Genomic DNA, 14,036 nt, shown 5'->3' on the forward strand with positions numbered 1-14,036 from the left:
CGATGACGCGATGAACGCGACAAGAGCCGCGGTCGCGGAGGGCATTCTCCCGGGCGGCGGGGTCGCCTTGCTGCGCGCCGGCAGGGCGCTCAAGAAGCTCAAGGGCGGCAACGAGGACCAGCAGGTCGGCATCGCGATCGTCAGGAAGGCGATCACCTGGCCGGCTCGGCAGATCGCGATCAATGCCGGCCTGGAAGGCTCGGTCGTCATCGCCGGGATACTCGAAAACGACGATAACGCCTATGGCTACGATGCCCAATCGGGCGTTTACGGGGATCTGGTGTCGAAGGGCATCATCGACCCGGCCAAGGTGGTGCGAACGGCGCTCCAGGGCGCGGCCTCGGTGGCGGGCCTCCTCATCATGACGGAGGCCATGGTGGCCGAAATCCCTGGCCCGCCGCCGCCGGAGCTTCCCGGTCACGAGCATCATCATCACGATATGGATTTGGATTTCTGACCGCTTCGCGGCCGTAATCCGGGCTCGCGACCACCAACAATGATCTCGTCCGCTATCGAGGTGAGACAAGTCGTCGAGGATCACGGTATGCTATGCAAGGTCGGCTCAGGGCGCGACCTTGCCAATTCAATTCGCGAAGGCGAAAGTCGCTGTGTTGCCGATGTTCGGCCTGCGCGATCATAACTAGACTGAGCCGGTCAGACGAGGGCACGACGGCCTGTGATCTTCTCGATGTTGATGCGGAAGAAGAGGTGAGGCGGACTGGCCACATTGTCCTCGGAGTGAGGTGTCTCGCTGCCAGGTTCCCACCAGTTGGGGCGCGCTTTCTGCAACAGCGACCATGCATGGTCGCGCTCATTCTGCCGGGGGCCTGCTTCGGAGAGTTCTTCGTAGCGACCGAAGGCAATGACACTCCACCAGCTGCGGGGGCTGCGAATCTCGTCGACTTCGAAGCAAACCTGAGGATGTCCCTGCATCGCCCAGACCTTGTGACCAATCAGGGAGAAGCTGTAGATGTGGCCGTCCTGGTAAACGAAGCTGATTGGCACGACGTACGGCATCCCGTCTCTTACGCAAGCGAGGCGTCCGACCCTGCTCGCGGCCAGGTGCATCCTGCATTCTTGGGCGGTCATCTCACTGACGATCACGGGACTCCCCTGGTGAACGAGCGAGCTTCGCTCTGTACATCTCGATGCCGCGGAAGCGGACTTCTTGCTTCCACTGGATTCGCGATCGCTCGCGGGGCTGCTATACCCCATGTTCATGCGCCACGCCGGCAAAGACGGCGAAGGGTGCGTCGATGCAAGCTGCGCCGGACTCAGGCACCTCCTTGTTTAGCCGGCCGTCTCAAGAAATCGATCAGCGAAGTCGGCGAGGGCGTTCCAGTCAGTGAATTCGTGATCGCGCTCGGGGCTCGGATCGCCGCTGCGTTTCATGGCGACGAACCTGACGAACTGCTCCTGGAAGTAATCGTACTTGGTGAAGCGCAAAGCACCCCCGAGAAGGAGGGTCATGCGTGGTTGCCACCCTGTCACGGAGACGAAGCGATCCACGTAGTTTTGCGCTTCCGTCTTTTGGTCTTCCAGCGCCGCCGACAGACTGACGGATATGAGGGCTGAAGGCTTAGTGTTCAGCAGTTCGTGATGGGCAAACACGAAGTTCGTGACGATTTCCTGGTGGTGCTCCTGGTGGACCGACGCGGCAATGACGAACGCGTCGAAGGGTCCGAGCTTCAAATCGGATGCGAGCGCTGCGCTATCTTGCAGCTCGACTTGGTGCCCGTGCTCGCGAATATGCGTTGCCGTCCGTGCGGCAATTTTCCGCGTCTGCCCTTCGGTCGTTGCATAGACAATCAGGACGTTCACGATGTCCCTCCGACAGCGGAAGATACATTCATAGGGACGATCGATACGAACCACCCCGGCATGCCGGTACCTCAATGCTTCGCAACAGCAATTCACCGCATTATAGCTCATGGAATAGGCTTCACGAACCACTTTCGCTGCGAACTGGGCGCTTTGAGCACGAAGAACCCTATCGTGACCAGAGCCATGATCAGCACCGCAAGCCATCCGACTACGACCATCCACCGCGGGGCGGTCAGCCTTCCCATCCATGCCGGTCTTGAGGTCGGGGTGCGGCGCAGCACTGCGCTGCAGCCCTGCCTCGCGGCGAGCAGCGGGTGTGCAACCGGAGTGGGCGCCTTCGCGGGGAACCGGCTGCAGGGAGCGAAGCGACCGAAGTTGGGCGGAAGGCGCTCCGAAGCGCGCCGAGGGCGGAGCCCTTCCATGACCTTTTTCAAGCGAAAAGACGCGCGAAGGGCGCGTTGCGTCCTTAGCACAACGTTGATGACGATGAACGATGCCGTTGGGTCGGGGACGGAGCGGCGATGGCGACGGTCGAGAAGTTGTGACCCGATCCGGACCTACAATTGAGGTACGACGTAGATCTGGAACGGGGTCAGTTCCCGACATTGGATAACTTCGGTCGATTCATGCCGCACTGACGCACCGGGTGTTTGGACTTTATTGGGAGGTCGTGACTGGCGCCTGTCTACACAATGGAAATGGGCCGGCACGGTCCTGTGGAGGCGCGCTCAACGAGATGACACGCGAGTTCGACACGGCGAGGGGGCATCGGCAAACCAGACAGGCTATCGCGCAAAAGGTCGAGTGCTACCGAGCCGATTTCGCGCATGGGGATATGCATCGTCGTCAACGGTGGATTTAGGAACGCCGCCTGCGGCAGGTCGTCCATTCCCACTACCGAGACGTCCCCGGGCACTGAATAGCCCTGTTGCTGAACGCCCATCATGGCGCCGACGGCCAGGCTATCGCCAGCGGCAAGGACGGCAGTGAAGTCCAGGCCGCGTGCCTCGATGCGCGTTGCTATGGCTTGCGCCGCCAACTCGGGCAACCAGTCCTCGACCGGCACCACCAGACCAGCGTCAACCGGAAGCCCACGGTGCCGCAGGGCGTCTTGCCAGCCCTCGTAACGCCGCTCAATGGTGCGCCGACCCGGCCGCATCAAAAACAGGATGCGTTCGTGACCAAGCTCGATCAAATGATCGGCTGCAAGCCGCGCGCTTGAGCGGTTGCAGGGTGTGACGCTGGATAGCCGCATGAAAGGGTCGTCGCCATTGAGCAGCACCACCGGCTTGTCGAAGCCGCGTGTCGCCGCAAGCATGCCCTCGTCATCTATTGTCAGGAAGAGGAGACCGGCGACCTGAGGGTCTTCTCTAGCCTCCTTGAGAATATTCAACTCCTCCGCCCTGTCGGCGATCGGTCGTGTCACGATTTCCAGCCCCAACGCCTGGCCACGTTCTTTAAGACCTTCGAGCACGTACAAGGTGAACTGGTTGCGCACATAGTCAATCATTGCGGCGCTTGATGCGGCGAGAATAACCTTTTGCCCGGCAACCGCGGTTGGGATCACATAGTTGGCGAGCTTGGCTGCCTCCAGAACCTGCTGTCGGACCTCAGGCCGGACGCCTTTTTCACCTGCGAGCGCCCGCGAGGCCGTGCTTAGCGAAACCCCGCATGCCTCGGCGATGTCCTCCAGACGAACCCGCTTGCTCTTCTTGCCGCGCTTGCCCGGCAACGGTTTCACAGTCATTTCGGACCTCCTGCCGCAATTATGAGAAAAATTTTCAGTTTGCGCAAGAAGAACCTTTGTGCATTTATTTTGATCATGGAAGCCGCCGAAGAGCGGACGGTTGGGAGGGAGCGCCATGGCCCTGAATGGCCACGAAATTCGCAATGGTTTGAAGCGTCTCGTCGACGGCATGACCGGCCTGAAACACGACGGCCGTTTCCATGAGCCGAATCTCAATGGCACTGCCGGCGACTACATCAGCTTCGACAGCTGGGAATGGCCGCAAGGCGTCGGCCTCTACGGCCTCATTCGGCTCTGGCTCTTCACCGAACGTGACGATCTGCGCCAGCTGGTAGAAAACTGGTACGAGGCCAGATTCGAGGCCGGCTTGCCCGAACTCAACGTTAACACGACAGCTCCGATGCTCGGCCTCTCCGTTCTCTGGGCAAAGACGGGAAATGCGCGCTGGAAGCCGCTGCTGGACGATTGGGCCACCCGCGTGATCGCCGAAATGGGACGGACGCCGGAAGGTGGTTTCGAGCATCACGTTTCCGACAAGGTCAACGACAACGAACTGTGGGACGACACGCTCTATATGGTGGCCTTGTTCCTGGCTTCCTACGGTCAGGCGAGCGGCCGGCGGGAACTGGTTGACGAAGCGTCGCGGCAGTTCCTTGTTCATGCACGTTATCTTTCCGACACCCATACAGGCTTGTGGTTCCATGGCTGGACCTTTAATGGCCGGCACAATTTCGCGAGAGCCCGCTGGGCGCGCGGCAATGCCTGGATCACGGCCGGCATTCTCGATCTTTTCGACCTCGCCGAGATAGCGACGCCGGTGAAGGACTACCTGCAGGGCGTTCTCACCACCCAAGTCAATGCGCTGCTACCGCTACAGGTGGCATCCGGCGCCTGGCGCACGCTGCTCGACGACGACTCGTCTTACGAAGAGATCTCTGCGACCGCCGGCATCGGCTACGGCCTGCTCAAGGGTTACCGGCTTGGCCTCGGGACACCGGCCTGGCGTGCCGCAGGGTTGAAGGCGCTGCAAGCGGTCATGAACAACATCGACGCGGCTGGCACAGTGCTCAACGTTTCCTACGGCACCCGCATGGGCCACGACCTTCAGTTTTACCGAGACATTCCAATCCAGCCGACAGGTTATGGGCAGGCCTTGGCAATTCTGTGCCTTTCCGAAGCCCTCCAGCATGTCGGCGCAGAAGAGCAAGCGGCATGACGATAAAGATTTTGTACGGGGCGGCGCCCGAGGACATCAAGGCCTACGATACCGAGCGCCTGCGGGCTGCGTTCCTGATCACCGACCTGTTTGCGGCGGATATGGCGAGCTTCACCTATACGCATGTCGATCGTTTGCTTCTCGGTGGCGCCATGCCGATCGCCAGAAGCGTGACCTTTGGGTCCGGCGCCGACATCGGTACGTCTTACCTCCTGTCGGCGCGCGAAATGGGTATTGCCAATCTGGGTGGCACCGGCACCGCGACCGTTGATGGCCGGCTCTTCACGCTCCAGAACCGCGATGTTCTCTATGTTGGACGTGGCGCTCGTGAAATTTCGGTGGCGAGCCACTCGGGCGACGCTCCTGCCCGGTTCTACATGAACTCGGTGCCGGCCGGCGCCGACATTCCTCACCGGCTGATCACCAGGGCGGAATCGAAGCCACTTGATCTCGGCGATAGCCGCCGGTCGAACAAGCGCCGGCTCGCCATGTACATCCATCCGGAAGTGGCGCCCTCATGCCTGCTGCTGATGGGCATTACCGACCTTGCCGAAGGCAGCGTGTGGAACACCATGCCGCCCCATCTGCATGAGCGCCGAATGGAGGCCTACTGCTATTTCGACATGGCGCCAGAAGAGCGGTTGATCCATCTGATGGGCCAGCCGGAGGAAACGCGCCATCTGGTCGTCGCCAACGGAGACGCCGTGCTCTCGCCGGCTTGGTCGATCCATATGGGCGCAGGCACGGGACCCTACGCCTTCGTCTGGGGCATGACCGGAGAGAACCAAGAATACAACGACGTGGCCCCGGTGGCCCTGGCAGAGCTGAAATGATCAACATGAAGTTGCATATGAAGAAGGACCTGACGCCGGGCGCAGCCATTCGCTACTGGCAGCTCGGAGCTATCGCCGAGGACCGCTTCGACGTGCCGGACGCGCCGATGAAGGGAGAGATGGACCCCTTCTTCTTCCTGACCAAGCACAAGAACTTCATACCGCACGAATATCCGTGCCGGACGATCTTTGCCGAGCGCTACCGCGGCAAGCGGCCGGATGTCCGTGGTTCATTCGACGCCGTCCGCTGGTGGCTGCCCTTCGGTTCGCCGCGGGTCGATCTTTCCGGATTCTGGTTCCGCCCGACACGATTGGCCACCTGGGCGCGCACGTTCGTTGCCGCGGAAGACGCCGGAACAGCGACGATCCGCCTGGGCACCTGCGGGGGCGCGGTCCTATGGTTGAATGGCATCGAAATCGGCTGGACCGCCCCCTACGGACGCAATCTCGAGGCGAAGTCGGAGTTTGCGCTGCCGCTGAAGGCCGGGATCAACGAGATCATCATCTTCTTCGACGACCTTGCCGAGCGCGATGCGCGCTATTTCTTCCAGCTCGACTACCTGGAAGGGCCACGAGCGAACGTTGCCGTGCCGGTACCGATCGAGGGTGGCGTCGCAGATGCGATCGAGGCGGCCCTCGAAGGCATGCATTTCGATAAGACCGCCTATTTCAGCGGGGATATCAACCTGCTTTTCGCTGAGTCACTCCCGGTGGATGTCGACGTCAATGTCGCCGTTGAAGGCGATTTCATGTCGACCGAACGCTTCGACTATGACTTCGTTCTCAAGGCGGGCGATACACATCTGGTCATCGGTCCGTCGGAGAACGCACCGGCCGATTTCCGTCATTTCCGGATCACGCTGAACGTCGGCGGGTTCATCTCCTCGCGGTCTCTGGGCGTCGAGATCTGCCATACGGGCCGCCAAGGGACAGCACCGCCTGTGCTCTCCGACCGGATCACGGAAGCGCTCGACGAAGTCTCCGAATTTTCCGAGCGCGATACGGTTCGTGCCTTCGCGCGTCTGGCAAGCGGGCGCGCTGGCGCGGACACGGATGCCATGATCGAGGAAATCCTGCCGTCGATCGAGGACTGCCACGACTGCGCCGACTTCTCACTCGTCCCGCTGATCTGGTCCCGCACCGTCTGGGGCATGGACATCGGCGAGGCGACGCGAGCCCGCATCGACAAGGCCATCCTTGGTTTCCGCTACTGGATGGACGAGCCCGGAAACGACGTGCAGTGGTACTTCTCAGAGAACCACGCGCTTCTGTTCCACACCTCCGCCTATCTGGCCGGACATCTGCTATCGGATAAAACCTTTGCCCGTTCCGGACGCACCGGCGCCGAGCAGAACGCCGTCGGCGCCGCCCGTGTTCGGGCATGGCTCGATCATTTCGAGGCATGGGAAATGGCGGAGTTCAATTCCGCACCCTATTTCCCGATCGACCTCAAGGGCCTGACCGCGCTCGCCGCCCTGTCGCCCGACGCCGACATCGTTGATCGTGCCAGGAAAGGCATCATTCGCCTGTGCGAAGTGATCGCCCGCTCGGCTCACCATGGCATGGTGACTGCGGCGCAAGGGCGTTCCTACGAGCACACGCTCTGCGCCGGCCGCTCGCTCGAGCTTTCGGGTGTCGCTCGCCTGCTCTGGGGCGTGGGTTGGTATGGCCGTCGCGTTCACGCTCTACCGCATCTAGCAGTCTGCCTGCGCGACCATGGTCTGGTCGTGCCGGAAAGCCTGGTCGCCGTCGCCTGCCATCAGGCGGACGAGCATCAGGAATGGCGGTTTGCTCAAGGCGAGAACAGGTTTGCGGCGCTCTATCACTACAAGAGCCGCGATTTCGCGATGGGCTCCGCCGCCGATTATCGCTGGAACGAATGGGGCTATCAGGAAACGGTCCTCCATCTGCGCCTCGGTGAGCGGCCGGAGGCCGCGGTCTGGATCAATCATCCGGGCGAGACAATTCAGTTCGGGTACGGCCGGCCGTCCTTTTGGGGTGGTTGCGGCTCCCTCCCCCGCGCGCACCAGTTTCGGGGGCTGGCCGTACTCGATTTTTCCACCTTCGACGAGCAGCCGGATTTCACTCATGCCTGGTTCCCGATCGCCGAATTCGACGAGAGCACAATCCGGGGACGCCTCGCCATGGCGTGCTCTAGCGGGGGGGCGGTAATACTATTGGGCAGCGCCGACTTACAGTTGGTAGAGCACGGCCCTTCCGCCAATGCGGAACTGCGCCAATACGGCCGCAGCACGCGCTGGATCGTGCGGGTCTGCGAAGCCTCGGGGCTTGACGACGTGGAGAGCAGATTTGCATCGCTTGAGGTCGAGGAGACCGCCAACGGCTCGCTGGTCATCCAAGACCCCGACTATGGCGCGGTCATTTTCCGAAAGGACGGCTCGACGGAAGCCGAACGCCGGGTCGTTTCACCGAAGGAATTCACGGTTGCCGGTGAGGTCACCATGCTGGCCGCCAGTTAACTGCGAAGCGCTGGCGGGAGAAGGCCGGCGCGACGTTTATCCGCGAGTGGGAGAAGGCTCGTACACAAGAGGAGGAAGACAATGACCAAGACCAGAACAATGCTCGCGGCATTCGCCGTTGGGCTTATGACGTCCACGGCGGCAATCGCCGGGGAAGTGCGCATCATGTGGTACTCCGATGGCGTCGAGGGCGAAGTCCTCAAGGACCTCGTCGATCGCTTCATGAAGGAAAATCCCGACATCAATGTCGTCATCGACAATGTGTCTTACAGCGTAGTGCGCGAACAGCTACCGGTTCAGCTCGAAGCCGGCGATGGCCCGGATATCGCTCGCGTCACAAACCTGAAGGCGCTGAGCAAGCACTGGCTCGATCTCCGGCCGCTGGTCGCCGATGGCGCCTATTGGGACAAGAACTTCGGCGATCAGGCCGACTGGATGCGCCCTGACGGCTCGAACCAGATTTCGGGCTTCATGACGCAAATTACGGTTGCCGGCGGATTCGCCAACAAGACGCTCTTCGTCCAGGCCGGCGTTGCCATCCCCGCGAAGGATGCGACATGGGATGACTGGGCGAAGGCCGCAAAGCAGGTGGCCGAAAGCCAGCAGGTGCCATTCCCGATGGCGCTCGACCGGTCCGGGCATCGACTGTCAGGCCCCAACATTTCCTATGGCGCCAACTATATCGGTGCCGACGGAAAGCCGGCGCCAATCGATGAAGGCTCCAAGGCCTTCATATCCAAGTTCGTCGGTTGGGTTGAAGACGGGACGATGAGCAAGGACGTCTGGGTATCCGCGGCCGGTTCAACCTACCGGGCCGCCGCGGACGACTTCATCAACGGCCAGGTCGCATTCTACTATTCCGGTTCCTGGCAGGTGCCGAACTTCTCGACCAAGATCGGCTCAAACTTCGACTGGGTCGCGACTGGCAGCCCATGCGGTCCGGCTACCTGCACAGGCATGCCCGGCGGCGCCGGCCTCGTAGCGATCAAATATACGAAGAATCCGACGGACGTTGCGAAGGTCATGGACTATCTCGCGCGCGAAGAGGTCGTGAAGGAATTTTCCGAGCGAACCCTGTTCCTGCCGGCTCACAAGGGCGTGGTCGAAAAAGGGCTGGACTTCAAGACGGATGACGCACAGGCCAAGGCAGCGCTCGGTGTTTTCGTGACATCGACGACGTCTTTGTCCGACCTCGCGCGAAAACTGCCCGGTTGGCACTGGTCCGACACGGTCTACGGCGCACTCGTCACACGCGTGAGCCAGGCGGCAGCTGGCGAGATGAAGCTCGATGAAGCCTTTACGCGCATCGATGCGGATATCGCAGCCAAGGTCAAGGATTCGGGCCTCTAACGCGGCTCGACGATTGGTTCGCGGACGGCAGCGAGGGGCTGAACTCCCATCTGCCGCAGCCTGCGCGATCACCCGTTGAAAGCAATCGCTAAGGGGAAAACGTGCCGATCCTGTCGGCTTTGAACGGCATCCCCGCGGCGCAAGCCACGGGAAGTCGGCAGCAATCAGCGAATTGAGGAAAGCGATCATGACGGCAGATGTACCCGGCAGGACCGGGCTGAGCCTGAGCGACCTAGCCATGGTCCCGGTTCGCCTCGCGATGAGCTTCATCGACGCCCCGTTGCGATGGGTCCAGAAGACTTTCGGCCTGGGCGGTATGGCGACGTTCTTCCTGCTACCTAACATGCTGATATTCGGCATCTTTGTGCTTTTGCCATTCTTCATCAACTTCGCCTACTCCATGACGGGCGGCACAGCGCTTTTTCTGCCGGACCGCAGCTTTGTCGGCACGGATCAATACGCCCGGCTCTTCGACTGCGCGAACTATCTCGATCCCAACAGCTGCGTTGAGGACACCTTCTGGACGGCGGTCGGCAATACGGGCTGGTTCGTCGTTCTTCAGGTTACCCTGATGATCGGCTTTTCGCTCGTCACGGCGCTCATCCTCAATCGTGACCTCAGGGCGCGCAGCTTCTGGCGCGCGGTTTTCTTCTTTCCTGTGCTGCTTTCGCCCGTGGTCGTGGGTCTCATCTGGAAATGGATCCTGCAACGGCAGGGCCTCTTGAACTTTGGGCTCTTCAGCTTCGGCTTCGAGCCCCATGTCTGGCTGAACGATCGCACCTGGTCCTTTGCCGCGACGGTCGGCGTCTCGATCTGGGCGCATATGGGTTTCTACACGCTGATCATTCTCGCCGGCCTGCAGGCCATTCCAAAGGACCTCTATGAAGCGGCGGAGATGGACGGCACAAGGACGTCGCGGGTTTTCCTGCGCATCACCCTGCCACTGCTGATGCCCAATCTGCTCGTCGTGATCGTGCTGGTCCTGATCCGGGCCGTGCAGATCTTCGATGAGGTCTACGTGCTCACGGGCGGCGGTCCGGGCACGAGCACGCTCTACCTGACGCAATATATTTATGAGACCGGATTTGCGACCCAGCTGCGCAATCCCGGACTTGCCGCCGCTGCATCGATCTTGATGGGCGTGGTGCTCGTTGTTCTGACGCTGCTGCAGCTTGGTCTCAGCCGCCCCAGCGAAAAGAAGGGAAGCCGCAAATGAGCCGGGCTGTTGAGTTTCTCTTTCGCCGCAAGGGCGGCAATGGCTGGCACTGGACGGACATCGTCACCTGGGTCTGGCTCGTCGGCGGAGTGTTCATCATGTTCGGTCCGGCGGTCTGGCTGGTCGGTTCGTCGTTCAAGTCGCCGGCAGCACTTGCTGAATTCCCCCCGACAATCTTGCCCTATGTCACCCAGAAGGCGACCGTCGAAGCGTACGACAAGCCGCTCGATCTCTATGAGGTGACACTTGACGACGGCAGCAAGGCGACGCTTGCCGAGGTGCGGCGCATCGGTGTCGTCAGCCAGATGGTCGACCCCGTCAAACCGGGAGAGATCGTCAAGGTCAACATCGCCAACCGAACGCCGGTCCGCCAGATGTCGTTTGCGGCCGAGAACTACACCGAGCCCTTCACGCATTTCGATTTCGTGCGCTATCTCTGGAATTCGGTCTTCGTGACGGTGACCGCGACGCTGATCACCCTGGTCGTCAATTCGATGGCCGCGTTTGCGTTGAGCAAGTATGAGTTTCGAGGCCGGACCTTCGCCATGCTGCTGATCCTCGCGACGCTGATGGTGCCGCTGTCCGTGATCATGGTGCCGCTTTATTCGATCGTTTCGGCGCTCGGCCTCTTTAACAATCTCTGGGGGGTGATCCTGCCGACAGTGGCGACGCCGACCGGCGTGTTCATCCTGCGCCAATACATGCTGACCATCCCCGACGAACTGATCGACGCGGCGCGCATGGACAAGGCGTCGGAATGGCAGATCTATTGGCGGATCATCCTGCCGTTGACCGCGCCAGCGCTCGCCGTGCTCGCGATCTTCTCCGTCGTCTGGCGCTGGAACGACTTCCTCTGGCCGCTGATCGTGCTGTCGCGCAAGGAACTCTATACTCTGCAGGTGGGCTTGAGCATCTATTCCGGCGAACTGAACGTGCAATGGCATTTCATCCTCGCCATGACCGTCGTGACCATGATCCCCGTTGTTCTGGTCTTTCTCTTCCTGCAGCGCTTCATCACCACCGGCATCGCCGGAACCGGACTGAAATAGGGGGTGCATCATGGGTCACATCAAACTCACAAAGGTCGCGAAATCCTTCGGCAACATCGACGTGCTTCATGACATCAATCTGGAGATTGCCGATGGTGAGTTCGTCGTCTTCGTCGGGCCATCCGGCTGCGGCAAGTCCACGCTTTTGCGTATGATCGCCGGCCTCGAAAGGCCGACAGGCGGCGAATTGGCCATCGATGGAAAGGTGGTCAATTCAGTCCCGGCCGCCGATCGGGGGCTTGCCATGGTCTTCCAGTCCTATGCCCTCTATCCCCATATGAGCGTGCGCCAGAACCTTGCCTTTGGCCTCGAAAACACCAAGATGCCGACGGCGGAGATCACCGAGCGCATCGGCGAGGCGGCGCGCATGCTGGAGATCGAGCGTTATCTCGACCGTCGACCGGGGCAGCTTTCCGGCGGCCAGCGCCAGCGCGTCGCGATCGGCCGGGCGATTGTACGCCGTCCAGTCGCCTTCCTGCTCGATGAGCCCCTGTCCAACCTCGACGCTGAACTGCGCGGCTCGACCCGCGCCGAGATCGCCGCGCTTCATTCCCGGCTTTCGGCGACGATGATCTATGTGACGCACGACCAGGTCGAGGCAATGACTCTTGCCGACAGGATCGTCGTGCTGCGCGCCGGCCGCATCGAGCAGATCGGCACGCCGATGGAACTGTACAATTCTCCCGCAAACCGCTTCGTCGCCGGCTTCATCGGGTCACCACACATGAATTTCCTCGAAGGTTCGGTGGAGTTTTCGCCGACCGGCAAGGCCGTTGCAACCTTCGCGGGCGGCCATCGGTTGGATCTGCCAGTCGATGATGCCAGCGTAGCCACAGGTTCCCGCATAACGCTCGGCGTCCGTCCCCAGCATGTTTCGATCGGGACAGACACTGAGGGCATTTCCGCGAAGATCAAGCTGGTTGAAGCGCTCGGGTCCGAAACCATCGTCCACACCGACGTCGCGGGACAAAAGATTCTGGTGGTTGCGCCCGGACAGCATGACCTCGCACCGGGGGCAGATATTCGCCTGTCGCTGTCGGCGGCTCCCCTCCATCTGTTCAACGAAAAAGGCCTGCGCCTTGAACACGCTGTTTGATCTTTCGGGTAAGGTTGCGCTCGTAACGGGCGCAAGAACGGGCCTCGGCAGAGGGATGGCGCTGGCACTTGCCGGCGCGGGCGCGGATATCGCAGCGCTCGGCTCGACGGCGATGCCGGAGACAACCGAAACTGTCCGCCAAGCTGGCCGGCGCTTTCATGGGCTCGAAGTCGATCTTTCGCAGAAATTCGATGCGCAGAGAATCGTCAGCTCAATTGTCTCGACGCTGGGTGGCATCGACATCCTTGTCAATAATGCCGGCGTCATCCGCCGGGCCGATCTCCTCGACCATTCCGAGCAGGATTGGGACGATGTCATTGACGTCAATCTGAAGGCGGCCTTCCTCCTGTCGCAGGCCGTTGCCCGGCACATGGTCGAAACGAAGCGGACGGGACGCATCATCAACGTCGCGTCGATGCTGTCCTTCCAGGGCGGCATTCGCGTCCCGGCCTATACGGCGTCCAAGCACGGTATCGCCGGCCTGACGAAGGCGATGGCAAATGAGCTTGCGCCGCACGGCATCACGGTCAACGCCATCGCTCCCGGCTATATGGAGACGGACAATACCGAGGCGCTGCGCAATGACCCCGATCGCAACACCCAGATTTCCGCGCGCATCCCGATGGGACGCTGGGGCACACCGGAGGACCTCGCCACATCGGTGTTGTTCCTCGCGGCCGCGGGCACCAACTACGTAACCGGCATAACCGTGCCGGTCGATGGCGGCTGGCTGGTTAGGTAGGGCGGGGCAACGAATGACGTCGAACCGGCATAAGCGTAGCATTAGCGGACTGCGCCGAAGGTCAGGAATGGCGTCGCAACGCGCCCTTGTCAGACACCTGGCGTAGGTCCGGAAATGAATATCCGAAGACCGGAAGCGCCAGTGCCCTTTCGGGCCCAAGGAACGAACATGACGTAATCGCGGGAGCGGTGGCCACCAAAGCTGTGGCGGCGATGTTCGGAGCTCTAGCCGGCTGGCTGTCCCCCGCTAGGATGAAGAACGGGCTCACGATGGACACCGGGCCCAGGCATCGAACGGAGGACAGCCATGAAGCAGTATATCGGTCTCGACGTATCCATAAAAGAGACGGCAATTTCGATCCGGCAGGACGGCAAGAGGATTTGGCGGGGCAAGTGCGCGTCCGACCCGCAACTGCTCGCGGCGGTGATCCGCAAGCGCGCACCGTATGCCTGGCGGGTCGTGTTCGAGACGGGGCCGCTGTCG

General features: G+C 61.3%; 12 protein-coding genes and 1 pseudogene. 10 read left to right on the forward strand and 3 right to left on the reverse strand.

Going from position 1 to position 14,036, the window contains the following annotated elements; genetic code table 11:
• Nucleotides 1-457, forward strand: a 457-nt coding sequence (locus IQ26_RS37480; protein ID WP_276316443.1) for a TCP-1/cpn60 chaperonin family protein, incomplete at its 5' end; no start/stop codon positions are given.
• A 197-nt stretch (nt 458-654) separates the two neighbouring features.
• On the opposite strand, the gene IQ26_RS37485 is transcribed toward IQ26_RS37480, so the two are convergent.
• The 3 genes from IQ26_RS37485 to IQ26_RS37495 all read right to left on the reverse strand — a co-directional run bounded on the left by IQ26_RS37485 (nt 655) and on the right by IQ26_RS37495 (nt 3,571).
• A complete protein-coding gene (locus IQ26_RS37485; protein WP_338101657.1) occupies nt 655-1,221 on the reverse strand; it encodes a pyridoxamine 5'-phosphate oxidase family protein in 567 nt (188 codons plus the stop codon).
• Nucleotides 1,222-1,290: 69 nt separating this feature from the next.
• Nucleotides 1,291-1,821, reverse strand: a complete 531-nt coding sequence (locus IQ26_RS37490; protein WP_145723376.1) for a flavodoxin domain-containing protein — start codon at nt 1,819-1,821, stop codon at nt 1,291-1,293.
• A 688-nt stretch (nt 1,822-2,509) separates the two neighbouring features.
• The gene (locus tag IQ26_RS37495; RefSeq protein WP_145723386.1) at nt 2,510-3,571 is read right to left on the reverse strand and encodes a LacI family DNA-binding transcriptional regulator; all 1,062 of its coding nucleotides are present in this window, start codon (nt 3,569-3,571) and stop codon (nt 2,510-2,512) included.
• Nucleotides 3,572-3,686: 115 nt separating this feature from the next.
• Here IQ26_RS37495 and bglB point away from each other — a divergent pair, with 115 nt between their 5' ends.
• From bglB to IQ26_RS37540, 9 genes and pseudogenes are all read left to right on the forward strand, one after another.
• Nucleotides 3,687-4,787 carry a beta-galactosidase BglB gene (gene bglB, locus IQ26_RS37500; RefSeq protein WP_145723377.1) on the forward strand — a complete coding sequence of 367 codons (1,101 nt, stop codon included), beginning with the start codon at nt 3,687-3,689 and terminating at the stop codon, nt 4,785-4,787.
• Complete coding sequence (gene kduI / locus IQ26_RS37505) at nt 4,784-5,620, forward strand: 5-dehydro-4-deoxy-D-glucuronate isomerase (protein WP_145723378.1); 837 nt, start codon at nt 4,784-4,786, stop codon at nt 5,618-5,620. The genes bglB and kduI overlap by 4 nt, the downstream gene beginning before the upstream one ends.
• Nucleotides 5,617-8,100, forward strand: coding sequence for a pentapeptide repeat-containing protein (locus IQ26_RS37510; RefSeq protein WP_145723379.1), 2,484 nt, complete (start codon nt 5,617-5,619; stop codon nt 8,098-8,100). The genes kduI and IQ26_RS37510 overlap by 4 nt, the downstream gene beginning before the upstream one ends.
• An 81-nt stretch (nt 8,101-8,181) precedes the next feature.
• Complete coding sequence (locus IQ26_RS37515; protein WP_145723380.1) at nt 8,182-9,450, forward strand: ABC transporter substrate-binding protein; 1,269 nt, start codon at nt 8,182-8,184, stop codon at nt 9,448-9,450.
• Between the two features lie 187 nt (nt 9,451-9,637).
• A complete protein-coding gene (locus IQ26_RS37520) occupies nt 9,638-10,666 on the forward strand; it encodes a carbohydrate ABC transporter permease (protein WP_145723381.1) in 1,029 nt (342 codons plus the stop codon).
• A complete protein-coding gene (locus tag IQ26_RS37525) occupies nt 10,663-11,715 on the forward strand; it encodes a carbohydrate ABC transporter permease (protein WP_145723382.1) in 1,053 nt (350 codons plus the stop codon). Before IQ26_RS37520 ends, IQ26_RS37525 begins: the two co-directional genes overlap by 4 nt.
• Before the next feature lie 10 nt (nt 11,716-11,725).
• Nucleotides 11,726-12,811, forward strand: coding sequence for an ABC transporter ATP-binding protein (locus tag IQ26_RS37530; RefSeq protein ID WP_145723383.1), 1,086 nt, complete (start codon nt 11,726-11,728; stop codon nt 12,809-12,811).
• Nucleotides 12,795-13,553 carry a 2-dehydro-3-deoxy-D-gluconate 5-dehydrogenase KduD gene (kduD, locus tag IQ26_RS37535; protein WP_240547452.1) on the forward strand — a complete coding sequence of 253 codons (759 nt, stop codon included), beginning with the start codon at nt 12,795-12,797 and terminating at the stop codon, nt 13,551-13,553. The genes IQ26_RS37530 and kduD overlap by 17 nt, the downstream gene beginning before the upstream one ends.
• Before the next feature lie 306 nt (nt 13,554-13,859).
• Nucleotides 13,860-14,036, forward strand: a pseudogene (locus tag IQ26_RS37540) (IS110 family transposase); the annotation flags it as partial.

The sequence above is a fragment of the Mesorhizobium tianshanense genome (genome assembly GCF_007830515.1).
Lineage (GTDB): Bacteria > Pseudomonadota > Alphaproteobacteria > Rhizobiales > Rhizobiaceae > Mesorhizobium > Mesorhizobium tianshanense.

Excerpts from the sequence above, each read along its gene's own strand:
- IQ26_RS37510 (WP_145723379.1), top strand. The coding sequence starts at position 5,617 with ATGATCAACATGAAGTTGCATATGAAGAAGGACCTGACGCCGGGCGCA.
- IQ26_RS37495 (WP_145723386.1), bottom strand. The coding sequence starts at position 3,571 with ATGACTGTGAAACCGTTGCCGGGCAAGCGCGGCAAGAAGAGCAAGCGG.
- IQ26_RS37520 (WP_145723381.1), top strand. The coding sequence starts at position 9,638 with ATGACGGCAGATGTACCCGGCAGGACCGGGCTGAGCCTGAGCGACCTA.
- bglB (WP_145723377.1), top strand. The coding sequence starts at position 3,687 with ATGGCCCTGAATGGCCACGAAATTCGCAATGGTTTGAAGCGTCTCGTC.
- IQ26_RS37530 (WP_145723383.1), top strand. The coding sequence starts at position 11,726 with ATGGGTCACATCAAACTCACAAAGGTCGCGAAATCCTTCGGCAACATC.
- IQ26_RS37485 (WP_338101657.1), bottom strand. The coding sequence starts at position 1,221 with ATGAACATGGGGTATAGCAGCCCCGCGAGCGATCGCGAATCCAGTGGA.
- kduI (WP_145723378.1), top strand. The coding sequence starts at position 4,784 with ATGACGATAAAGATTTTGTACGGGGCGGCGCCCGAGGACATCAAGGCC.
- IQ26_RS37515 (WP_145723380.1), top strand. The coding sequence starts at position 8,182 with ATGACCAAGACCAGAACAATGCTCGCGGCATTCGCCGTTGGGCTTATG.
- IQ26_RS37525 (WP_145723382.1), top strand. The coding sequence starts at position 10,663 with ATGAGCCGGGCTGTTGAGTTTCTCTTTCGCCGCAAGGGCGGCAATGGC.